The 21,200-nt window shown below is 69.9% G+C and carries 19 protein-coding genes; 10 read left to right on the top strand and 9 right to left on the bottom strand.

Going from position 1 to position 21,200, the window contains the following annotated elements:
* Window positions 1-122: 122 nt before the first annotated feature.
* From ACO0LV_RS16685 to ACO0LV_RS16675, 3 genes are all read left to right on the top strand, one after another.
* The gene (locus tag ACO0LV_RS16685; RefSeq protein WP_424789048.1) at window positions 123-947 is read left to right on the top strand and encodes a PspA/IM30 family protein; all 825 of its coding nucleotides are present in this window, start codon (window positions 123-125) and stop codon (window positions 945-947) included.
* 184 nt (window positions 948-1,131) lie between these two features.
* A complete protein-coding gene (locus ACO0LV_RS16680) occupies window positions 1,132-1,704 on the top strand; it encodes an NYN domain-containing protein (protein ID WP_424789047.1) in 573 nt (190 codons plus the stop codon).
* A gap of 246 nt (window positions 1,705-1,950) precedes the next feature.
* The gene (locus tag ACO0LV_RS16675; RefSeq protein WP_424789046.1) at window positions 1,951-2,730 is read left to right on the top strand and encodes an SDR family NAD(P)-dependent oxidoreductase; all 780 of its coding nucleotides are present in this window, start codon (window positions 1,951-1,953) and stop codon (window positions 2,728-2,730) included.
* Window positions 2,731-2,733: 3 nt separating this feature from the next.
* Here ACO0LV_RS16675 and ACO0LV_RS16670 read toward each other — a convergent pair whose 3' ends face one another.
* The 3 genes from ACO0LV_RS16670 to ACO0LV_RS16660 all read right to left on the bottom strand — a co-directional run bounded on the left by ACO0LV_RS16670 (window position 2,734) and on the right by ACO0LV_RS16660 (window position 4,823).
* The gene (locus tag ACO0LV_RS16670; RefSeq protein WP_424789045.1) at window positions 2,734-3,612 is read right to left on the bottom strand and encodes an MBL fold metallo-hydrolase; all 879 of its coding nucleotides are present in this window, start codon (window positions 3,610-3,612) and stop codon (window positions 2,734-2,736) included.
* Window positions 3,609-4,394: an inositol monophosphatase family protein gene (locus ACO0LV_RS16665; protein WP_424789044.1), complete on the bottom strand. Its 786-nt coding sequence runs from the start codon at window positions 4,392-4,394 to the stop codon at window positions 3,609-3,611. The genes ACO0LV_RS16670 and ACO0LV_RS16665 overlap by 4 nt, the downstream gene beginning before the upstream one ends.
* A 138-nt stretch (window positions 4,395-4,532) precedes the next feature.
* The gene (locus ACO0LV_RS16660) at window positions 4,533-4,823 is read right to left on the bottom strand and encodes a WXG100 family type VII secretion target (protein ID WP_424789043.1); all 291 of its coding nucleotides are present in this window, start codon (window positions 4,821-4,823) and stop codon (window positions 4,533-4,535) included.
* Between the two features lie 309 nt (window positions 4,824-5,132).
* On the opposite strand from ACO0LV_RS16660, the gene ACO0LV_RS16655 reads away from it, so the two are divergent.
* Window positions 5,133-6,458, top strand: coding sequence for a DUF222 domain-containing protein (locus ACO0LV_RS16655; protein ID WP_424789042.1), 1,326 nt, complete (start codon window positions 5,133-5,135; stop codon window positions 6,456-6,458).
* A 92-nt stretch (window positions 6,459-6,550) separates the two neighbouring features.
* Here ACO0LV_RS16655 and ACO0LV_RS16650 read toward each other — a convergent pair whose 3' ends face one another.
* Window positions 6,551-7,504, bottom strand: coding sequence for a permease prefix domain 1-containing protein (locus tag ACO0LV_RS16650; protein WP_424789041.1), 954 nt, complete (start codon window positions 7,502-7,504; stop codon window positions 6,551-6,553).
* Between the two features lies 1 nt (window position 7,505).
* Window positions 7,506-7,898, bottom strand: coding sequence for a PadR family transcriptional regulator (locus ACO0LV_RS16645; protein ID WP_424789040.1), 393 nt, complete (start codon window positions 7,896-7,898; stop codon window positions 7,506-7,508).
* A 239-nt stretch (window positions 7,899-8,137) separates the two neighbouring features.
* Between ACO0LV_RS16645 and ACO0LV_RS16640 the strand changes: the two genes are divergently transcribed.
* Window positions 8,138-9,100 carry a DUF4031 domain-containing protein gene (locus tag ACO0LV_RS16640; protein ID WP_424789039.1) on the top strand — a complete coding sequence of 321 codons (963 nt, stop codon included), beginning with the start codon at window positions 8,138-8,140 and terminating at the stop codon, window positions 9,098-9,100.
* 164 nt (window positions 9,101-9,264) lie between these two features.
* Here ACO0LV_RS16640 and groL read toward each other — a convergent pair whose 3' ends face one another.
* Both groL and ACO0LV_RS16630 read right to left on the bottom strand, forming a co-directional pair.
* Window positions 9,265-10,893 carry a chaperonin GroEL gene (groL, locus tag ACO0LV_RS16635; protein ID WP_424789038.1) on the bottom strand — a complete coding sequence of 543 codons (1,629 nt, stop codon included), beginning with the start codon at window positions 10,891-10,893 and terminating at the stop codon, window positions 9,265-9,267.
* Between the two features lie 331 nt (window positions 10,894-11,224).
* Window positions 11,225-12,709, bottom strand: a complete 1,485-nt coding sequence (locus tag ACO0LV_RS16630; RefSeq protein WP_424789037.1) for a phytoene desaturase family protein — start codon at window positions 12,707-12,709, stop codon at window positions 11,225-11,227.
* 186 nt (window positions 12,710-12,895) lie between these two features.
* On the opposite strand from ACO0LV_RS16630, the gene ACO0LV_RS16625 reads away from it, so the two are divergent.
* Window positions 12,896-14,260, top strand: a complete 1,365-nt coding sequence (locus ACO0LV_RS16625) for a glycoside hydrolase family 15 (RefSeq protein ID WP_424789036.1) — start codon at window positions 12,896-12,898, stop codon at window positions 14,258-14,260.
* A gap of 54 nt (window positions 14,261-14,314) precedes the next feature.
* Here ACO0LV_RS16625 and ACO0LV_RS16620 read toward each other — a convergent pair whose 3' ends face one another.
* Window positions 14,315-14,998, bottom strand: a complete 684-nt coding sequence (locus ACO0LV_RS16620) for a LytR C-terminal domain-containing protein (RefSeq protein WP_424789035.1) — start codon at window positions 14,996-14,998, stop codon at window positions 14,315-14,317.
* A 39-nt stretch (window positions 14,999-15,037) separates the two neighbouring features.
* Window positions 15,038-15,328, bottom strand: coding sequence for a DUF3263 domain-containing protein (locus ACO0LV_RS16615; protein ID WP_424789034.1), 291 nt, complete (start codon window positions 15,326-15,328; stop codon window positions 15,038-15,040).
* 311 nt (window positions 15,329-15,639) lie between these two features.
* Here ACO0LV_RS16615 and ACO0LV_RS16610 point away from each other — a divergent pair, with 311 nt between their 5' ends.
* The 4 genes from ACO0LV_RS16610 to ACO0LV_RS16595 all read left to right on the top strand — a co-directional run bounded on the left by ACO0LV_RS16610 (window position 15,640) and on the right by ACO0LV_RS16595 (window position 21,145).
* Entirely contained in the window at window positions 15,640-16,320 is a 681-nt protein-coding gene (locus ACO0LV_RS16610; protein ID WP_424789033.1) for a uracil-DNA glycosylase, read from the top strand.
* A gap of 99 nt (window positions 16,321-16,419) precedes the next feature.
* On the top strand, window positions 16,420-17,328 hold the full coding sequence (locus tag ACO0LV_RS16605) for an SGNH/GDSL hydrolase family protein (protein WP_424789032.1): 909 nt from the start codon (window positions 16,420-16,422) through the stop codon (window positions 17,326-17,328).
* A 235-nt stretch (window positions 17,329-17,563) separates the two neighbouring features.
* On the top strand, window positions 17,564-20,218 hold the full coding sequence (locus tag ACO0LV_RS16600) for a cation-translocating P-type ATPase (protein ID WP_424789031.1): 2,655 nt from the start codon (window positions 17,564-17,566) through the stop codon (window positions 20,216-20,218).
* Window positions 20,219-20,389: 171 nt separating this feature from the next.
* Window positions 20,390-21,145, top strand: coding sequence for an SDR family NAD(P)-dependent oxidoreductase (locus tag ACO0LV_RS16595; protein WP_424789030.1), 756 nt, complete (start codon window positions 20,390-20,392; stop codon window positions 21,143-21,145).
* Window positions 21,146-21,200 lie beyond the last annotated feature (55 nt).

The raw sequence follows: 21,200 nt of genomic DNA, 5'->3' as shown, positions 1-21,200 counted from the left end.
CACACTGACAGTTCAGCCGGACCGGACGGACAGCCAGCCCGGCAGCGCAGCCAAGACCGCACCGAGAGTTCAGACCCGCAGTTTCAGACCCGCAGTTCAGACCCGCTAGGAAAGGACCACCCGTGGCCGAGAAGCAGAGCATTCTGGGGCGGATCGCCCAACTGACCCGAGCCAACATCAACTCCATCCTGGACCGCGCCGAGGACCCGGAGAAGATGCTGGATCAGTTGATCCGCGACTACACCAACAACATCGCCGAGGCCGAGCAGGCCATCGCCCAGACCATCGGCAACCTGCGCTTCGCCGAACAGGACTACAACTCCGACGTCGCCGCGGTGCGCGAGTGGGGGGACAAGGCCCAGGCCGCGGCGAACCGGGCGAACCAGGCCCGCAGCAACGGTGACGAGGCCGCCGCCGAGCGGTTCGACAACCTGGCCCGGCTGGCCCTGCAGAAGCAGATCGGCTTCGAGAACGAGGTCAAGTCCGCCGAGCCGTTGCTGGCCTCCCAGAACGACGTGGTCGAGCGGCTCAAGAGTGGCCTGGCGATCATGAAGGAGAAACTGGTCGACCTGCGTACCCGCCGGGACAACCTGGTGGCGCGGCAGAAGTCGGCGGATGCTCAGCAGCAGGTGCATAGCGCGGTGCAGTCGTTGAACGTGATGGACCCGTCCAGCGAACTGGGCAGGTTCGAGGAGCAGGTCCGCCGCCAGGAGGCAGAGGTGATGGGCCAGCAGGAACTGCAGTCCTCCAGCCTGGATGCCCAGTTCGCTGAGTTGGAGACCTCCACCGAGGCACTGGAGGTCGAGGCCCGGTTCGAGGCACTGCGCTCCGGTTCCCTGAACGCCGGCGCCGGCGCGGACCCGGGCCGGATCGACTCCGGCAAGCACGCCGCCGACCCGAACGCCACCCAGCAGGACGAGAGTCAGGCCCCGGGTCAACAGCACTGAGGGACCGACCAGTCGCGGGGGGTGCCGGGACGACGGCGAGCGCCGGTGACGCAGCGGGGAACCGGACCGTAGCCGGGCTGCCAGGAGCCGCTCCGGACCATGTCCAGGGCGGCTCCTTTGCTGCCCGGGCGCGGCGGATCGCCCGGCGACCCCAGCCGTCGTCGGCCGCGAGTAGGGTGCAGCCATGGTCCAGACTGAAACCGACAACACCCGCCGCACCTACCTGCTGGTGGACGGGGAGAATATCGACGCCACGCTCGGGATGAGCGTGCTGGGCCACCGCCCCAACCCCGATCAGCGGCCCAGGTGGGACCGGATCACCGAGTTCGCCCAGCGCACCTGGAGCCAGCCGGTGACGGCGCTGTTCTTCCTCAACGCGACGTCGGGGCAGTTGCCGATGTCGTTCATCCAGGCGTTGCTGGCCATGGGTTACCAGCCGATCCCGCTGTCCGGCAGCCCGGACGAGTCGGTGGTGGACATCGGCATCCAGCGCACCCTGGAGGCCCTGGGCCCGCGCATCGGCGATGTGATGCTGGCCAGCCACGACGGCGACTTCGTGCCTCAGGTGCAGCGGCTCGCTACTGACGGGCGGCGCCTGGCGGTGCTGGGGTTCCGGGAGTTCATCAGCGCCCGGCTCGCCGAGATCTCCGGGGTGACGGTGTACGACCTGGAGGACCACATCAAGGCCTTCACCGAGCCGCTGCCGCGGGTGCGGGTGATCCCGTTGGAGTCCTTCGACCCCACGCGCTACCTCTGAGTCACCGCGCTCCGCTGCCTCTCCGCGCGCACCGCGCATCTCACGCACTCCGTGCCCCCAAGCGCCCCGCGCATTCCACGCACGCCGTGCGCCCCACGCGCCCCGCGCCGGGCCACGCCGCGCCGCGCCGGGCCGCGCACCTCGCGCCGGGCCGCGCACCTCGCGCCGGGCCGCGTCGCGCAATGGCCGCTGAGAGGCCGGCTCATCCGCATGGGTGCGGCCGTGACGCACCGATAGCCTGGCGCCATGGATCTCTCAGAGGGCACCAGCGCACTGATTACCGGGGGCGGTTCGGGTCTGGGGGCGGCGACGGCGCGCCGGCTTGTTGAGCGGGGCGTCGCGGTCCTGCTGGCCGACCTGCCCGACTCCCCCGCCGCCGACCTGGCTGAGGAACTGACCGCCGCCGGCGGGCGGGCGCGGGCCCAGCCCACCGATGTATTGGACGTGGAGCAGGTCCACGCTGCCGTACAGGCGGCCGGGGACCTGGGCGATCTGCGCGTGCTGGTCTGCTGCGCCGGGGTGGCCACGCCCGGGCGGATCCTCGGCAAGCGCGGGCCGCTGGACCTGGGGACCGCCCACCGGGTGGTGCAGATCAATCTGCTCGGCACGATGAACGCGATCGCCGCTGCGGCGCCGGTGATGTCCGGCCTGAACCCGGTCGGCGACGACGGCGAGCGCGGCGTGATCGTCATGACCGCCTCGGTCGCGGCCCAGGACGGCCAGATCGGCCAACTCGCCTACGCCGCCTCCAAGGCGGGGGTCGCCGGGATGACGCTGCCGGCCGCGCGGGACCTGGCCGGCCACGGCGTGCGCGTCATGACCATCGCGCCCGGGGTGTTCGACACCGCGATGATGGCCGGAATGGCCGATGAGGTGCGCGAGAGCCTCGAGGCACTGGTGCCGCACCCTTCGCGGCTGGGGCACCCGCACGAGTACGCCGACCTGGTCGCGCACATCGTGGCCAACCCGATGCTCAACGGTGAGGTGATCCGGCTCGACGGCGCACTGCGGATGCCGCCCCGGTAGCGGTCAGCCCAACGCGGCGAGATTGTGGGCGTGGGGGCCGCGGTTGGACTCGCTGTGGAGGCGGGGGTCGGCGCTCTCGCGGCCGGCGAGCAGGTCCTCGACGTAACGCTGATCAGCGGCCCACCGGCGTGCGCCCTGATCGGTGATCGTGCCGTGGCCGGGGATCAGCACCTGCGCGGCATCGGCGTAAGGGCGCAGCATCTGCAGACCGTCGAGATAGGCCCGGGCACCGGTTTCCGCGAAGATCGGGATCTCGATGTCACTGAGCATGTCGCCAGCGATCAGTACCTGCGGTTCGGAGAGCCAGAGCGCGGCGTGGCCGGTGCTGTGCGCATCGTGCACGATGACCTCGGCCCAGTCCCGCAGGTGATCCACAGTCGGGAACGCACGCACGGCCCCGGCCAGGTCGAGCAACTCGGTGGTCCAACCAGCCGCGGAGGCGCGCAGCCCGGTGCGGTTGTCCTCGGCGTGGGTACGCGCCAGCCGGGCAGTCCCGGGCGAGGCCCAGCGCGGCACATCACCCAGTTCCGGGTGCCACAGCACATGGTCGTAGTGGGCGTGGGTGGCGAACCCGGCGACCACATCCAGGCCCCAGGTGCGCACGTCCGCGGCGAGCGCGTCCAGTTCCTCCGGCGTCCAGCACGGGTCGACCACCAGGGCGGAGACGGCACCGGATGATTCTTCGCGGGTCAGGATCACGCTGGCGGTGTGGTCCAGGCGGCTGTGGGTCACGGCGATGCCAGGGGCTGGGTGGATCCAGGCGCGACGGGTGGGCTGGGTGCGCTGGGCGCGCCGGGTGCGCTGGGTGCGCTGGGTGCCCTGCCTGTTCGATGCCCGCCACGGCGCGTCCTCGCTGCCCGGCCGGGCGCCGTCGTCGTTCATCCCACTACGGCAGCCAGCGCCGCTCCGACCGGTCCCATCACCTGCCGGCTCGCGGTGGTCAACACCCACGGTCTCCTCGTGACCAGATCGTAGGCACTGCCATCCAGCCGGCCTGTGGCTCCTCCGACCTCGGCCACCAACAACGCGCCGGGCACGTGATCCCAGGGCCAGTCGTTCTTGTACACCAGGAAGTCCACCTCGCCACCGGCCAGGCGCGGATAGTCGATCCCGCACGACCACCACGCCTCCTCCAGCGGCGCCAAACCCTGCGGCGGTTGCTTCAGGAGCTTGCGGTTGGAGGTGGCCCCAACCAGTCTCGCTGGATCTGCAGGCGGGTTCAGCGGCTTGATCCGCTTCCCGTTGCACCAGGCGCCGGCGCCGGCCTCGGCAACGTAGGCACGCTGGTGCTGGGGCTGGTAGATCCAGGAGCGCACGGTCTGCCCGTTCCGCACCTCGCCGACCATGACGGCGTAATCGGGTGAGCCCTCCACGAAATTGCGGGTGCCGTCAACCGGGTCGATCGTGAAGACGTGCGGCGCCTGGCTGGCGCGCTCCAGAACCCGGGGATCGATCGAGGTTGCTTCCTCCCCCAGCACCGCGGCGTCGGGGTAGGCGTCCTGCAGTCTCTTGGTGAGGAAGATCTCGGCTTCGCGGTCGGCCACGGTCACCAGGTCGCCGGGGCTCTTCTCCTGCACCTGATCCTCGCTGAGCGCGCGGAAGCGGGGGATGATCACCTCATCCGCGGCTTGGCGCAGCAGGTCAAGGATCTCCTCGGTCTCCATGCCTCAAACCTGCCAGGTTCGGGCGGAGGGACCAAACCGGCGGGTGGGAAAGTCGGGGCTGCTGGTATGGCAGAAGCGCAGCGGCGGACCCGAAGACGGGCGACCAAGGCGGCACCACGACTCCGCGACTGCCCGCCCTCACCTGCGGAACAGGTGAGTCGTGGAACTCTCGACGTCGCTGTAATGCTGAGCACTCGAGGCCAGCGCCTCACTGATCCGCTGAAGGTTGGCTTCCACCTGTTGCTGGGTGCCACGCCACTCCTGGGCGAGGGAGGCGAATGCCGCGGAGGCACTACCCCGCCAGGCCGATTGCAGCGCGGTGAGGATCCGGAACATGTTGGCGACCTCGGTGTTGATCGCGGTGGCGGAGCGACCCGCGGCCGAGGCCGCGCGGGCGACCTCCTCGGTATCAACTTCGAATCGGGACATGACTGCGCCTCCTGCTGGGTGGGTCCGGGATGATCACCCGGCGGTGTCCGGCACGGTAGGCCTGTACCGGCCGTTCTTGCCGGCCCCGAGGCGGCGGCTGTGGATGACGGATGCGGGTGTGGACGCGAGAGCCCGGTATGGACGCGAGAGCCCGGTATGGACGCGAGAGCCCGGTATGGACGCGAGAGCCCGGTGTGAACGCGCCGGTACTCAAATACCGGCATCCACAGGGAGCACCGCACATGAAACGCTATCCACATTCTCAAAAACACTCGAACGTTTGTCGGAGGCAGGCTGTAGGTTCGAGTCATGTCCATCACCCAGGTCCCACCGATGATCGAGGCGCCGGCCGCGTTGGCTCAGGTCGCTTCGGTGGTCGAGGAACTGGCTGCCGGCGGGTGGTGGCGTGTGGGCGGGTCGGACCTGGGCGAGACGCTGGCACAGGCGGGTCGGCTCCGCCACGAGGTGGCACGGCTGGAGGCACACGCCGCGGCCGAAGCGATCTCTCGCGGGTTGCCGGCAGGCCAGGGAATGACCGCCGTGGACTACCTGGTCAAGGTGGCGAGTCAGTACGCCCCGGCGCCACCACGGGGGCAAGCGATCCACACCGCACGCATTGCCGAAACGATCAACAACCCCTCACCCGGTGTGCAGAACACCCTTGCCGGGTTTGATGCCGGGCTGATCAGCACCTCGAAGGCCTCAGCGATCATCCAGTTCCACGACGAGGTGGAGACGATCTCCGACGCCGAGGCGCTCGCCACCACCATGAAGACCGTCAATGAAGGCGCGGCCGATCAGGTCGAAAATCCCGAGCCGACGGACGACGAGAACGACGACGGGGATGCCACCGAAGTAACTGATAAGCCACCTGTGCGCCGATGCGGTTGGACCGACCGGCAGTTGTCGCTCCTCCTGCGCCGGGCGCGGCGAACCATCAAACCACCCAAGGACCTGGAAGCCGAGGAGCACGGGCAACGCATCCGGCGGGCCCTCTACACCCTGCCCGCGGCCGGAGGGATGACCGAGTACCGGGTCTTCCTCGACCCGGAGGGTGCGGCCATCATCGACGCCACCTTGTCAGCCCTCTCCAAGCCGCAACCGGCCGAGGACGGCACACCCGATCCGCGCAGCGCACCCCGACGCCGGGCCGATGCCCTGGTGACAATCATCCAACGCGGGGTATCCGCCCCCGAGGGCATCTCACAGACCACTAAGGCTCAGGTGTTCGTCACCATCCCACTCAGTGACCTGCGGTCTGAGACCAACGGCGCCGGTATCACGATGACCGGTCAGGTGCTCTCCCCCGAGACGGTCCGACGTATGGCCTGCGACGCTTCGATCATCCCCGCGGTGCTGGGTTCCAAGGGCGAGATCCTCGATCAGGGCCATGACGAGCGCCTGTTCACCCGCGCCCAACAGCGAGCGCTGTGGCATCGCGACAAGGGATGTTCGTTCCCGGGTTGCACGATCCCTGCGCAGTGGTGCCAAGCCCATCACGTCCAGTTCTGGGCCAACGGCGGACCCACCGACCTGGCCAACGGCGCTCTCCTGTGCCAACGGCACCACACCCACGTGCACAGCCATGACCTGACCGCCACCGTCACACCCACCGGCGTCACCTGGCATACCTGAACGTCCCGCCCCACACCCGGCCACCACCGCCGGGCCCATGGCATGCCGCCAGGCGGGCGGCCCGCACCGGACCCCGACGTCGGCCGCGCGGGTCAGGCCGCGTGGCCCGTCCGGCGCGAGTCACGCTGTGCCTTGAGCCAGCCATCGATCACGGCCCACACCGCAACTCCTGCCGTCCCGAAGCCGAGCAGGATGGCGAGGATGCGCAAGACGTCCGGGCCCACACCGTTGTCGAGGAAGACCGCTTCCAGGAACTCGGTCGTCACCAACTGCCCCCGCACGAGGAACGTGAGCACGAGGCCCGCGAAGAGCACCGCCAGCCCGGCGTTGACCGCGGCGAGCCCCGTGGTCCATCGTCCGCGCAGATATAGGACCACACCGTGAACGCCCTGCAGCACGATCAATACGATTGCCCAGGGCCACAGGTTCGCGTGCAGCACCGGCAGCGCCTCACCGCCGATGCGAAGGAATCCCAAGTACTGATCCCACAGGATCGCTCCGGCCGCGAGGCCGAGCAGTGCCAGGCCCACAACGAGATCGACTCGGCTGGTCGCGGTCGACTGCGGCTCCGGGAGTTGGTCGAGATCCCAGTTCACGCCGGTATCGGTACCGGTCCGCTCCAGGATGACGAACACCACCGTCACCCAGAAGAACAGGTGCACAGTGACCGTGATCCCCACCAGGACCGTCCGTCCGATGATGGTCGCGACCGGAGCATCGGCAAGTCCCTGCCCCAGGGCGACGGCGACCATCGCGGTGGCGGGGACGATCATGAGCAGCAGCTTCAGCAGCCGCCACCACGTGAGGTAGTACTGCGGACCAATCAGGTGCAGCCGGCGGTCGGTGTAACCGGCGGCGAGGACCGTGGGGTCCCCGAGTTCAGTGAGGACAGCCCGCTCGGCATTGTCGGGGTCCTCACCCTGTTCGATGCGTGCCTCAAACGCATCGGCGATGGAGGCCTCGAGTTCGGCCCGGACGTCCTCCTGGGCATCGTCCGGGAGGCTCTTGACGGTGGCGGAAATGTACCGCTCGGTCAGCGTGGTCATGTCAGCGTTCCTCTTCTAAGGGCGTGGTGTGGGTGGACCGGTCCTCGACCCGTGGGGCTTCGGTTCGCTGGCTCTCAGCCAGAGAGTCGATGGCGCCGGTGATCGTGCGCCACTCCCGGCCGAGCGCCTCGGCCAGGCGTGCACCGTCGGCGGAGGTTCGGTAGAACTTGCGTGGTCGGGCGCCTGCGGTGTCCCACTCACTGGTCAGGTACCCCTGCTTCTCCAGCCGCCGAAGCAGCGGGTAGAGCGTGTTGGCGTCGGTGGCGAAACCGCGATCTTCCAGGTCCGCGAGCAGGCCGTATCCGTAGCCGGCGTCGCGAAGCATGTGCAAGCACGCGAGCACGATGGTGCCGCGACGCAGCTCCTGCAGATAGGTCTCGAACTCGGCCTTCATGCCCACACTATACTGTGTCTCACACACTATTGTCCAGAAGCAATGACGGCTCAGGAAAATGGCACAACCCGGATCATGACCGTGGCAAACCACGGCCTCCGCAACGAGGCAGCACGAGCCAGCCCCCACGCACCCCTGGCACCTCCGCCACGCGTCCCCTGCCCTGCCGCCACGCCCCGTCCTCCGCCACTTCTCCTCTGCACTCCCTCCTCCTCCCGGCGCGGACTTAGGCTGACGGGGTGGCCATCCTCATCGATCCGCCCACCTGGCCGGCCCACGGCACGGTGTTCGCTCACCTGGTCTCCGATCAGTCCCTGGAGGAACTGCACGACTTCGCCACCCGTGCCGGCCTTCCCGAGCAGGCCTTCGACATGGACCACTACGACGTGCCCGCCCACCGATATGACGACCTGGTGGCCCGGGGCGCGATCGTGGTCAGCGGGCGCGAGTTGATCCGCCGGCTACGGACCTCCGGCCTGCGGATCCCGGCGCGCGACCGCCCCGAGACGCTGCGTCGCGTACTGAGCGCGTCCTGGGGCAGCACGGTCGAACGCTGGCAGGACAGGCCCGACGACGACGTACCTCACCGTGGCGCGTCAGGTCCAGCACCGGCGGCAGTTGCCCGGGGCGCGGACCTGATCGAACGCTGGGCGCAGCCGCACCGGCGCTATCACGACCTGCGCCATCTGCGTGATGTGCTCGCGGCCCTGGCCCTGCTGTGCGACCCGGATCCGGCCCCGCTGCCGGTGGTGCTGGCCGCCTGGTTCCACGACGCGGTCTACGACGGTGTCCCCGGCGAGGATGAGCAGGCCAGCGCCGACCTGGCCCGCGCCGAACTCGGGCCCGAGGCGCTGGGTCCCGAGGCCCTCCCGAGCGACCGCATCGAGGAAGTCGCCCGCTTGGTGCTGCTCACCCGCGCCCACTCCCCCGAGCCCGGCGATGACAACGGCGCGCTGCTGTGCGATGCCGACCTCGCCGTCCTGGCGCGTGATGAGCCCGGCTACCGCCGCTACACCCGCGACGTGCGCGCGGAGTACTCCCACGTGCCGCACGCCGACTTCATCAACGGGCGCACCGCCGTCGTCCGCCATCTGCTGGAGTTGGAGCCCCTCTACCGCACCGACCGGGGCCGGGAGTTGTGGCAGGAGGCGGCCCGGGCGAACCTGCGCGCCGAACTGGCCACCCTCACATCCACGCCCTGAGCACAGCACCCCCTGTGCGCGACCCCCTGTGCGCGAGTCCGCTCACTGTCGCGTGGATCCTGGCGCAGGAACGCTCCCGTCAGAAACCACAACGGCCCCCGATCCACGAGGGATCGGGGGCCGTGTGTGTTTCGGCTGGTCAGCCGAGCATCTGATCGGCCAGATCAGAAGCCCATGCCGCCCATGTCCGGCTCGCCACCACCGGCCGGGGCCGAAGGCGGCTCCGGCTTGTCGGCCACGATGGCCTCGGTGGTGAGGAACAGACCGGCGATCGAGGAGGCGTTCTGCAGTGCAGAGCGGGTCACCTTGACCGGGTCGGCGATGCCTGCAGCGAGCAGGTCCTCGTACTCACCGGTGGCGGCGTTCAGGCCGTGGTTGTTCTCCAACCCACGCACCCGCTCCACCACGACGCCGCCCTCGAGGCCGGCGTTCACGGCGATCTGCTTCAGCGGCGCGTCGACGGCCACCTTGACGATGTTCGCCCCGGTCGCCTCGTCCGCTTCGAGGGTCAGGCCCTCGAACGCCCGGGCGGCGGCCTGAATCAGGGCCACGCCACCACCGGCGACGATGCCCTCTTCCACAGCAGCCTTGGCGTTACGCACGGCGTCCTCGATGCGGTGCTTGCGCTCCTTGAGCTCCACCTCCGTGGCGGCACCCGCACGGATGACGGCCACACCACCGGCGAGCTTGGCCAGGCGCTCCTGGAGCTTCTCGCGGTCGTAGTCGGAGTCGGAGTTCTCGATCTCGGCGCGGATCTGGTTGACCCGGCCCTCGATCGCGTCGGCCTCGCCGGCACCCTCGACGATCGTGGTCTCGTCCTTGGTGACAACCACCTTGCGGGCCTGGCCCAGCATGTCCAGGGTGGCGTTCTCCAGGGACAGACCCACGGTCTCGGAGATGACCTGACCACCGGTGAGGATAGCCATGTCGTTCAGCATCGCCTTGCGGCGGTCACCGAAGCCGGGGGCCTTGACGGCCACGGACTTGAAGGTGCCACGGATCTTGTTCACCACCAAGGTCGCCAGGGCTTCGCCCTCGACGTCCTCGGAGATGATGATCAGCGGCTTGCCGGACTGGATGACCTTCTCCAGCAGCGGCAGCAGGTCCTTGACGTTGGTGATCTTGGACTCCACCAGCAGCACGTAGGCGTCCTCGAGGACGGCCTCCTGACGCTCCTGGTCGGTCACGAAGTATGCGGACAGGAAGCCCTTGTCGAAGCGCATACCTTCGGTCAACTCGAGCTCCAGACCCAGGGCCTGGGACTCCTCGACGGTGATGACACCCTCGTTGCCGACCTTGTCCATGGCCTCGGCGATCAGTTCACCGATGGCCGGGTCACCGGCGGAGATCCCCGCGGTGGCGGCGATCTGCTCCTTGGTCTCGATCTCGGTGGCGTTGCTGAGCAGCGACTCGGTCACGGCCTCCACGGCCTTCTCGATGCCGCGCTTCAGCGCGATCGGGTTGGCACCGGCGGCCACGTTGCGCAGGCCCTCGCGCACGAGCGCCTGGGCCAGCACGGTGGCGGTGGTGGTGCCGTCGCCGGCCACGTCATCGGTCTTCTTGGCGACCTCCTTGACGAGTTCAGCGCCGATCTTCTCGTACGGCTCGTCGAGCTCGATCTCCTTGGCGATGGACACGCCGTCGTTGGTGATCGTGGGGGCGCCCCACTTCTTCTCCAGAACGACGTTGCGGCCCCTGGGGCCGAGGGTGACCTTCACGGTATCGGCGAGGACGTTCAGTCCACGCTCCATACCGCGACGAGCCTCCTCGTCGAAAGCAATCATCTTTGCCATTCGGGTTTAATCCTCCTGCTGGCGGACGAAAGCCGGTTCGACGCCCGCGACGGACGATGCCCGGCATGCGTTCACGTCACGCATCCCGCGGCACCTCGTCTTACCGGCCACAGTTGTCACTCTCAGGTCGAGAGTGCTAACGCCATTATTGGCACTCTCGGGGTGAGAGTGCAAGCAGGATCCACGACGACGCAGGCCTTCGGTGCGGTATCTCACCTTTCGCAGCAGTGACGGCCGTGGCGATCGGCTCAGCCCCGGAACAGCGTTTCCCACCGTCTTGGACGAAATCGACAGGGGCGAAAGGCACCCACTGGTTGCTGGGCCGGGTCTCTCACCGCGGCCCCAGACCGGGCATCTGCAGGATGCCGAAGCGTTCCCGCAGCGCCCACCTGGCCGCATGGTGGCCGCACATCCCGTGAACGCCGGGGGCCGGTGGGGTGGCGGCTGAGCACAGGTACACCCCGGGGATGCCCGCGCGGTAGGGGTTGAGGCTGGTCAGAGGGCCGCCGAGGATGCGGCGCAGTTCTAGGGCACCGTTGCTGATGTCCCCGCCGACGTAGTTGGCGTTCGTCCGGCTCATCTGCGCCGCCGGGGTGCACCGGGCATCGACGACCACATCCCGGAAGCCCGGAGCGAATCGTTCGATCTGCGCCGTGACCGCTTCGGTGACGTCCGCCGTCGATCCGGCGGGCACGTGCGCGTAGGTCCACAGCGGACGCAGTCCGTCCCGGCAGCGCGCGGGGTCAGCGACGGCGGGGTCGCTGAGCAGCACCATCGGCTGCTCAGCGTGTGCGCCGGCGGCCACCTGGGCCTCGGCGCGCACCATGTCCGCCCGGGACCCGCCCACGTGCACGGTCCCGGCCCGCCCCACCGGGGCGTCGCGCCAGGGCACCGGTTCGGAGAGCACGAAGTCGACCTTGGCGGCGGCATTGCCGTGCCGGTACCGGCGCAACCGGGTGGCGGTGCGGGGTGGCAGCCGGTCCCCCCAGATCCGCGCGATCGCGCCGGGTGCGGTATCGAAGAGGTAGGTCCGGGCCCGGGGCAGTTGCTGGTAGTCATGAATGGGCGTGCCGGTGTGGATCGTGACGCCGTGGGCACGCAGGTCCGACACCATCGCATCGGCGATCGCTTGGGACCCGCCCACCGGGAGCGCCCACCCGGAGGTGTGTGCCAGCAGGCCGAGCAGCACTCCGAGGCCGGCGGGCGCGAGCCCGGGCATCCGGGCGATGCCGTGGGCGGCCACCCCGGTGAACAGGGCCGGGGCGGCGTCTGCCCGGAATCGGGTGTTCCATAGCGGGCCGCCCTGTTCCAGAACGCGCAGGCCGTAGTGCAGCGCGCCGAGGAGCCCGCTGGGGTTGCGCAGCGCGGCGGGGATGGCGCGCATGTCGGCCAGTCCGATACCGAGGACCGCGGGCTCGTGCTGTATCAAGGGGCCGAACAGCGACCGCCAGGCGCCGCCGTCGGCCCCCAGGGCTGCTGCGGTGCGCTCCAGGTCGGTGTAGGCGAGGGCGGCGGGTTGGTCGTCGAGGGGCTGGGCGTAGGCAATCTCGGGGACGGTGAACCGCACCCCACGAGCCGGCAGGTCGAACTCGGCGAAGAACGGGCTGGCCAGGGCCAGGGGGTGCACCGCGGAGCAGATGTCGTGCTGCAGGTTGCCGGCCAGGCCAAGGCTCTCGGTACGCGCGCCCCCGCCGAGGGTGGGCTCGGCTTCGTACAGGTGCACATCCAGTCCGGCGCGGGCCATCGTGACCGCGGCGGCCAGGCCGTTCGGCCCGGAACCGACCACGACGACGTCGGTTACCGCTCGCTCGCCCATCGCCCTCCTACCGCTTCGGCCTTCGCTGGTGCCACTTCTTGGACAGCCGTCTGGACCACCGCCCCGACCGACTCTCCGACCATCGCAGCATCCCACCTCGCCCCCACCCGCCGCACGTGCGCCCTGTGGGGCCGCACCCCCTCCGCAGCCCACCCGCTCGAGCGCTTCTCGTAGGATCGGGCGACCATGCACCGTCGCCCACTCATCGTCCTCACCGCAGTGGTCCTGGCCGCTCTGCTGACCGGGATGGCGCTCGCGCGGACCGACCTGTGGGACCCACGACGCATCGATGAGGTGGATCCCTACGCCTGGGGCGTGCAGGTGCGCCCCGACGGTGAACGGGCCGTGATCCTGCCCGGCGCCGAGGTCTCCTACCTGCGCGGCAGCCGGGTCCTCGCCCCCACTCCGGATACCTCCGCGGGACAGCACCGGGACGCGCACGAACGAGCCCAGGCGGACCGCGACTGGCTCGCCGCCGGATCGGTTCCCGGCACCGGAAGCGCCTACGAGGAGATGGTCACCGGCGCACTGCTGGACATCCGTGCCCTGACCCTCGACGACGGCGCCGCCCTTGCCGGGTACAACCCGAACTGGCGGTACGTGTGGCCGCGGGATGCCTCCTTCATCGCCGCCGCGCTGGCCAGCGCCGGGCACGCCCGGGACGCGGTGGAGGTGCTGGCCTTCCTGCAGCGCGTGCAACACCCCGAGGGCACCTTCGAGGCCCGCTATCTCCCCGACGCCTCCGGACCGCCGGATGGCCGGGGCATCCAGACCGATGGAACCGGTTGGGTGCTGTGGGCCACCGACCACGTCCTGGCCACGCTGGCCCCGGACGACCCGCTCCGTGAGCGGATCCACCACGACCTCACGCCACTACTGGCCCGCTCCACCGCTCAGTTACTGCACCAGGCCGAGACTCCGGACTCGCTGCCGCCGCCGAGCGCGGACTACTGGGAGCACCCGGAGCAGGACCTGACGCTGGGCACAGCCGCCCCGGTCCTGGCCGGCCTGCACGCGGCTACCCGGATCTGGTCCGGTGCCGGCGACATGGACCTGGCGCTGCGCACCGGCGCCGCCGCCGACCGGTTGCGCACGGCTGTCGAGAGCACCTTCGGGCCCACCTATCCCCGCTACCCCGGTGGCACCGACCGCGACGCTGCCACCGCCTTCGCGCTGCCGCCCTTCCAACCGGAACCCCTGAGCGAGGCCCTCGGGGCGTGGCACGACTCGATCGCGCCGATGCGCAGGCCCGCCGGCGGGTTGGCACCGGGCGCGAGTTGGCGGGAGCAGTCGTTGTCCTGGACCCCGCAGACCACGCTGTATGCGTTGGTCGCGGCGCACAACGGCGAGCCTCAGATGGCCCTGGACTGGTTGGACTGGGTCGATGCCCACCGCACCCCGCTGGGTGCGATCCCGGAGAAGGTCTCCCCCGACGGCACCCCGGCCGCGGTGGCGCCGCTGGCGTGGAGTGCGGCGGTGGTGGTGCTCACCGTGGCGCAGTTGGAGGACGACGGCGTGCTGACCCCCGCGGAGCAGGTGCGGGACAACTGAGGTGCTCGGGGCGCAGGACCCAGGAACGCAGGGGTCCCGCGCAGGCCTGACTGCTCAGCCGACGAAGTCCGGACGGAGCACGATCACGATGCCGGAGGAAGCGGCGCTGGCGCTCTCCACCGTGGCCTCGATGCCAAGGTCGGCGGCGACCGCTTCGGCTTCCTCGGCCACTTGGGCGTCGTGGTAGTACAGGGTGGTGTCGGTGGGCAGGGCCTGGCCGTAGTCGGCGGTGGAGGTGTTGGTCCAGCCCTCGTTGTTGAGGGTCTCGGCGGTGCTGCCGGCGATTCCGGCGACACCGGCTCCGTTGAGGATCAGGATCCGCACGTCCCGGTCCAGATCGACCGGATCGTCGGTCGGGTCCTCCTCGGTGGCCTCATCCTCGGGTTCGCCATTGCCCTCATCGGTCCCGTTCTCGCCGTCGCCGTTCTCCGGCTCGTCCTCCTCGGTGGCCTCCGGGTCGGTGCCGTTCTCGCCGTCGTCGGTCCCGTCCTCGGTCTCCTCCTCGGTCTGGTCCTCGGTGGCGGTCACGGCCGGCGTGGGGTCGGGCTCGCTACCGAAGTTCCCGGACAGGATGCTCACGCCGGCCCAGGCCAGCAGCGGGGCGACCACGATCACGATCGCGAAGGGCAGCAACTGCCGCCAGCGCGGAACGGGTGCCCGGTGCACGCCCTGAGGCGTGCGGTCGGCACCGAGGACGTCGAATTCGTCCTCGTCGTAGGGATAGTCCTGGCGGCTCACACCCGAAAGGTTATCTCCTTCGACGGCGATCGTGCGCGATCACGCGCGGTCGCCCAGCCGACGGGCCGAACGCTCCCGCTGGCGGGAACTGCGCATCCGGCGTAACCGCTTGACCAGCATCGGCTCAGCGGCCAGGGCGGCCGGGGTGTCGATGAGGGCGTTGAGCACCTGGTAGTAGCGGGTGGCGCTCATGTCGAAGTGTTCCCGGATGGCGGTCTCCTTGGCCCCGGCGTACTTCCACCACTGGTTCTCGAAGGCCAGGATTGCAGCGTCGCGTTCGCTCAGTTCCTGCTCGGTGGTGTGAGCGTTGATCTGCTGCGCTGCTGACATCGATCCTCCTGGTGCCTGAACTTCCCGGTGCGGTTCCGTGTGGTGGACTCCCGCCGCGGCTACTGAACCGCGGCATGATCCCCACCTCGTGTGCCTGCGCACGTGGAGCCGCTCGGGGCAATACTAGGGGCAAACCACACGCGTGTCATTCACTCGCTTCGGCCGCGTCTGTGCTAATCGAACGCGCCCGAATCAGTTCCCCGTGCTCGTTCAACGGCGCCCGTACTCGTTGGACGGCGTCGGCAGCCGGGCGCGGAGCCAAACGTCTCGAACGCTCGGGCAGGGCATGATACTTCTGCCACCCTGGTGCGGTGAGCACGCGCACCCCACTGGAACACATCATCGACCCGGGCTGGGCCCAGGCCCTGGCGCCGGTGGAGCAGCAGATCCACGCGATGGGAGACTTCCTGCGCGCCGAGGTCGCCGCCGGCCGCGGCTACCTGCCGGCGGGCGAGGACGTGCTGCGCGCCTTCACCCGGCCCCTGGCGAACGTGCGGGTGCTGATCGTGGGCCAGGACCCCTACCCCACCCCGGGGCATCCGATGGGACTGTCCTTCTCCGTCCAACCCCATGTGCGACCGCTGCCGCGCTCCCTGGTGAACATCTTCACCGAACTGGTCAGCGACGTCGGGGCGCCCCAGCCCACCTCCGGCGACCTGTCCGCCTGGGCCGATCACGGCGTGCTGCTGCTGAACCGGTGCCTGACCGTGATGCCGGGCAAGCCCGCCTCCCACCGCGGCAAGGGCTGGGAGCAGGTCACCGACCAGGCGATCAGGGCGCTGGTGGACCGCGACCAACCGCTGGTGGCGATCCTGTGGGGCCGGGACGCCCAGTCCCTCAAGCCGGCTCTGGGGGCCACGCCGTGCATCATGTCGCCGCACCCCAGCCCGCTGTCGGCCTCGCGCGGATTCTTCGGTTCCAAGCCGTTCTCCCGGGCCAACGAGTTGCTGGTGCAGATGGGCGCCGAGCCGGTGGAGTGGGCGCTGCCCTGACACGGGCACGCCGGCACCGTGGCATGGCGGCACCGTGGCATGGCAGCACCCCACCAAGCCGGCACCGCAACACCGCACACCCCAGCACGGCACGGCACAATGGCAACTGTGACTGATGTGTTCTTCACCCCGTCCGCACCACGCTGGCGCCGCTTCGTCGCGATCGGTGACTCCATGACCGAGGGCCTGTGCGATGAGCCCGGCGAACCCGGTCACTACCGGGGCTGGGCGGACCTGCTTGCCCAGTCCCTGACCGAGCGTCGCACCCGGGCCGGGCGCGCGCCGCTGGAGTACGCCAACCTCGCGATCCGGGGCAAGCTGCTGGGCCCGATCCTGACCGAGCAGTTCCCACGGGCACTGGCCGCCAAGCCGGACCTGATCTCCATCATCGGTGGCGGCAACGACCTGCTTCGCCCCGGCGGCGACCCCGACGTCCTGGGCGCGCGCCTGGACCGGGCGGTACGCGCCGCGCGCGAGCAGGGCATCGACGTGCTGCTGGCCACCGGGATGGACACCCGCCGGGCCGGGCCGCTGCTGACCGTGATGCGCCCCAAGGTCGGGATCTTCAACGCCCACATCTGGTCCATCGCGCGCACCCACGGCGCCCACGTCATGGACATCTGGGGCCTGCGAGCGCTGCAGGACCGGCGCATGTGGGCCCCGGACCGGGTGCATCTGAGCACGCTGGGCCACTGGCGCGCCGCTCAGGCGGCGCTGGACGCGCTGGGGTTGGAACCCGACGACGTCGACTGGTCGAAACCGCTGGACACCCAGGCCCGGCCCGCCCTGCCCGCACGACTGCGCGAGGACGCCACCTGGATACGCCGCGACGTCTACCCCTGGGCCACCCGGCGGTTCCGCCGCGCCTCCTCCGGCGACACCCGCGCCGCCAAGAGACCCGACCCGATCGTCCTGGACACACCTGGCGACCTTGAACACGCTGCACCCGGGCACGGCGCCGCGACGAACAACCAACACGCCAGGCCCGACGACGGCGAGCGCTCCTGAGCCGGGCAGCGCACCCGACGTTCGTGAGCCGGCCCCTCCCCCGAGGTCGCACTGGCGAAGGCCGCACCCCCGTGATGTGATCGGCCCCCGTACCGCGGGGCCACCCGGGCGGGTCCTTGGTCCCACGGCACCACGCCCTTCTGGCACCAGACTGGTAGGCAACGGTCTTGCCTGCCACAACGGTCACGGTCCCGAACGACCCCCCACCCGGAAGCCACCAGTGTCCGCCCCCACCATGTCCACGCAACCCACCGTCGAATCCGCCTCCGAGCGGACCTGGCACGCGCTGGACATCAAGGACGTCACCGCGGCCCTGCAGGCCGATGACCAGGGACTGACCTCGGCCGAGGCCGGGCAGCGCCTCGCCGTCCACGGCCCGAACACGATCGAGACCAGCTCGGCCACCCCGTGGATCGTCACTCTGCTACGCCAGTTCGTCAGCCCGATGATCGGGATCCTGCTGGCGGCCTTCGTCATCACCATGCTGCTCCGGGAGTACGTCGACGCCGGTGCGATCGCCCTGATCCTGGCCCTGAACGCGGGTCTGGGATTCTGGCAGGAGCGCAAGTCCGCCCGCGACGTGCGAGCGCTCGCCACCCTGTCCGCGCCGAACTGCACGGTGGTGCGGGACGGGGCAGCCGCCACCCGGCCTGCGGCGGACCTGGTGCCCGGGGACGTGGTGCACCTGGAGAGCGGGGACCGCGTCCCGGCCGACGTCCGGCTGCTGGACGCCAAGAGTTTGCAGGTCGATGAGTCGATGCTGACCGGGGAGTCCGAGGCGGTCACCAAGCAGACCGGCGTGGTCACCGAGGAAGCCCCCGTCGGTGACCGCATCAACATGGCCTTCTCCGGGACCCTGGTGCGCTCGGGCCGGGCCCGAGCGCTGGTGGTGGCGACCGGTACCGGCACCGAGCTGGGCGTGATCAGTGAGCTGATCAAGGGGCCGCCCGGCAAGACCCCGTTGCAGGAACTGACCAACGGCCTGGAGCGCAAGATCGGTGTGATCATCACCGCAGTCTCGGCGGTGCTGTTCTTCTCCGGGGTGGCCCTGGGTAACGCCCCGGGCGAAATGTTCTTGACCATTGTGGCCCTCGCGGTCGCGTCGCTGCCGGAGTCGTTGCCCATCGTGCTGACCGTGGCGATGAGCGTGGGTGTGTCCCGGATGGCCAAGCGTCACGCCCTGGTGCGGTCGCTACCGGCTGTGGAGACGTTGGGCTCCACCACGGTGATCGGCTCGGACAAGACCGGCACCCTGACGATGAACGAGATGACCTCCCAAGCCGGCTGGACCACCGCCGGTGAGGTCGAGCTGACCGATCCCGGGCTCACGCTGAGCCCGGCAGCGCGCCAGATGCTCCTCATCGGGGCGCTGACCAACGAGGCCCGGCCCGACCGTGATGACCCGAGCACCTTCATCGGGGACGCCGTCGACGTCGCGATGGCCAAGGCGGCGTTGCGCACCGGCGCGGTGACCATGGGCGAGTTCACCACCGCGCCCCTGGCGCATGCCCCGTATGAGTCCGAGGCCCGGATGTCCCAGAGCATCCACCGGGTCGGCGACGACCGGGTGTTGTTCGTCAAGGGCTCCCCGGATGCGCTGCTCGCGGCCTCGGTGAAGATCCAGACCGACGACGGCGTGGCCCCCCTCGACCTCGAGGTCGTCCAGTCCGCGAATCATCACCTCGCCAGTCGGGGACTGCGGATGCTGGGCACCGCCTTCCGGGTGCTCGCGCCCGGGGAGCAGATTCCCGAGGAGCTCCCAGCGCCCAGCGGCCTGACCTTCGCCGGCCTGCAGGGCATGGCCGACCCGCCCCGCCCCGGGGTGGCCGAGGCGATCGCAGCCTGTCACCGGGCTGGGATCTGGGTGCTGATGATCACCGGCGACCAGCCGGCCACGGCGCTGGCGATCGCGGCTCAACTGGGTCTGCCCACCGAGGCCGAACCGCTCACCGGCGCCGAGATCCTCACCCTCGACGATGAGGCCCTGCGGGCACGGCTGCGCCGGGTCGGGGTGGCGGCGCGGGTGTCCCCGCAGGACAAGATGCGCATCGTGCAGGTGCTGCAGGACAGCGGCGAGGTGGTCGCCGTCACCGGTGACGGCGTCAACGACGCGCCCGCGCTCAAGGCGGCCGCGCTGGGGGTGGCGATGGGGGCCTCCGGGACCGACGTAGCCCGGGAGTCGGCGGACATGGTGCTCACCGACGACAACTTCGTCACCGTGGTCGACGCCGTGGAGCAGGGCCGGGTCACGTTCAATGCGATCCGCAAGGCCACCCACTTCCTGCTGGCCAACGGTGCGGCCTCGCTGCTGGCGGTCTCGATCAGCGTCTACACCGACATGCCGTTGATCTTCCTGCCGATCCAGATGCTGTTCATGAATGTGGTCACCAACGGTGTGCAGGACATCGCGCTGGGGTTCGAGGGTGCTGAGGGCGATGAGCTCAACCACCCGCCGCGCTCGGCCAAGGAGGGGGTGCTCAGCCGGGTGCTGTGGTGGCGCACCGTGATCGCCGGCGCCTGGATGGGCCTGGCCGCGGTGGGGATGTTCCTGTGGGGTCTGAACGAGGGATTGGCCGAGGAGCACGCCCGTACCCTGACGATGACCCTGTTCGTCATGATGAACTTCTTCTTCGTGCAGACCTCCCGGTTCGAGCACAAGTCGGTGCTGTCGGACCCCTTCAGCAACCGGCTGCTGGTGGTCTCCTCCTTCGCCGCACTCGCACTGTTCTGGGTGGCGGTGACCTGGCCGGTGGTGTCGAACCTGATGGGCTTCGTCCCGCTGTCCGGCGGGGAGTGGGCGTTGTGTGCGGCACTGGGCGTCTCGGTCCTGGTGATCGTGGAGGCGGAGAAGTGGGTGCGGCGCCGCCTCACCGCCCGCCAGCACGCCTGAGGCGGTTCTCGCACCCTGAGTCCCGTGCAGCCACCCCTGATGGGCCGCTCCCGCTACCCGCCTGAGCGCCGACGCCGCCTTTGCGCCTCAACCCTGAGGGTCGCTCGCAGTCCGGCTACGGTTGAGGGCGGATCAGATCATCAGCCAGGACGATCAGCGCAAGGAGCACAGATGTCTCGTTTGGCCGGCAAGAAGGCACTGGTAACCGGTGGCGGCATCGGAATCGGCCGCCGCATCGTGGCGGACCTGGCCCGGGAGGGCGCCCAGGTCGCGTTCACCTACCTGACCCACGCCCCCGACCCGGAGTTCCTGGAGGCACTCGCTGCCACCAACGCCCCACCGGCGCTGTCGATGCAGCTGGACGTCACCGATGAGGCGGCAGTGATCGACGGCGTCGCCGACGCCGCCGGCAGACTCGGCGGGTTGGACATCCTGGTCAACAACGCGGGCGGGCTGATCGGGCGGGTGCCGTTGGCGGAGATGAGCACCGAGCACTGGCGCAAGGTGATGGCCGTCAACCTGGACTCCATCTTCATGGTGACCCGGGAGGCGATCAAGTTCATGCACCCCGGCGGACGGATCGTCAACGTCTCCTCGGTGGCGGGGCAGAACGGCGGCTCGGACGGCTCGGGGGCCTACGCCGCCGCCAAGGCCGGGATCTTCGGCTACACCCGCTCCCTGGCCAAGGAACTGGCATCCAAGCAGATCACCGTCAACGCCCTGGCCCCCGGGCTCATCCTGGACACCCCCTTCCACGAGACGTTCAGCACCCCGGAGCGGCAGCGGGCCACCATCGACGCCATCCCGCTGGCCCGGGCCGGCTACCCCGACGACGTCTCCGGCCCGGTGCTGTGGTTGTGCTCGGAGGAAAGCGCCTTCGTCACCGGCACCGTGGTGGACATCAACGGCGGGGCCCACTTCTCCTGAGGTAGCCCGCGCCCGCCCGGTGCTACGCGTCCCGCCCCGTGCTGAACGCGTCCCG

It is taken from the genome of Pseudactinotalea sp. Z1739, assembly GCF_049725055.1.
Classification (GTDB): domain Bacteria; phylum Actinomycetota; class Actinomycetes; order Actinomycetales; family Beutenbergiaceae; genus CALKWS01.
This window is presented reverse-complemented; position numbering and strand designations above follow the sequence as displayed.

Excerpts from the sequence above, each read along its gene's own strand:
- ACO0LV_RS16680 (WP_424789047.1), top strand. The coding sequence starts at position 1,132 with ATGGTCCAGACTGAAACCGACAACACCCGCCGCACCTACCTGCTGGTG.
- ACO0LV_RS16675 (WP_424789046.1), top strand. The coding sequence starts at position 1,951 with ATGGATCTCTCAGAGGGCACCAGCGCACTGATTACCGGGGGCGGTTCG.
- ACO0LV_RS16670 (WP_424789045.1), bottom strand. The coding sequence starts at position 3,612 with ATGAACGACGACGGCGCCCGGCCGGGCAGCGAGGACGCGCCGTGGCGG.
- ACO0LV_RS16665 (WP_424789044.1), bottom strand. The coding sequence starts at position 4,394 with ATGGAGACCGAGGAGATCCTTGACCTGCTGCGCCAAGCCGCGGATGAG.
- ACO0LV_RS16660 (WP_424789043.1), bottom strand. The coding sequence starts at position 4,823 with ATGTCCCGATTCGAAGTTGATACCGAGGAGGTCGCCCGCGCGGCCTCG.
- ACO0LV_RS16655 (WP_424789042.1), top strand. The coding sequence starts at position 5,133 with ATGTCCATCACCCAGGTCCCACCGATGATCGAGGCGCCGGCCGCGTTG.
- ACO0LV_RS16650 (WP_424789041.1), bottom strand. The coding sequence starts at position 7,504 with ATGACCACGCTGACCGAGCGGTACATTTCCGCCACCGTCAAGAGCCTC.
- ACO0LV_RS16645 (WP_424789040.1), bottom strand. The coding sequence starts at position 7,898 with ATGAAGGCCGAGTTCGAGACCTATCTGCAGGAGCTGCGTCGCGGCACC.
- groL (WP_424789038.1), bottom strand. The coding sequence starts at position 10,893 with ATGGCAAAGATGATTGCTTTCGACGAGGAGGCTCGTCGCGGTATGGAG.
- ACO0LV_RS16630 (WP_424789037.1), bottom strand. The coding sequence starts at position 12,709 with ATGGGCGAGCGAGCGGTAACCGACGTCGTCGTGGTCGGTTCCGGGCCG.
- ACO0LV_RS16625 (WP_424789036.1), top strand. The coding sequence starts at position 12,896 with ATGCACCGTCGCCCACTCATCGTCCTCACCGCAGTGGTCCTGGCCGCT.
- ACO0LV_RS16615 (WP_424789034.1), bottom strand. The coding sequence starts at position 15,328 with ATGTCAGCAGCGCAGCAGATCAACGCTCACACCACCGAGCAGGAACTG.
- ACO0LV_RS16605 (WP_424789032.1), top strand. The coding sequence starts at position 16,420 with ATGGCAACTGTGACTGATGTGTTCTTCACCCCGTCCGCACCACGCTGG.
- ACO0LV_RS16600 (WP_424789031.1), top strand. The coding sequence starts at position 17,564 with ATGTCCACGCAACCCACCGTCGAATCCGCCTCCGAGCGGACCTGGCAC.
- ACO0LV_RS16595 (WP_424789030.1), top strand. The coding sequence starts at position 20,390 with ATGTCTCGTTTGGCCGGCAAGAAGGCACTGGTAACCGGTGGCGGCATC.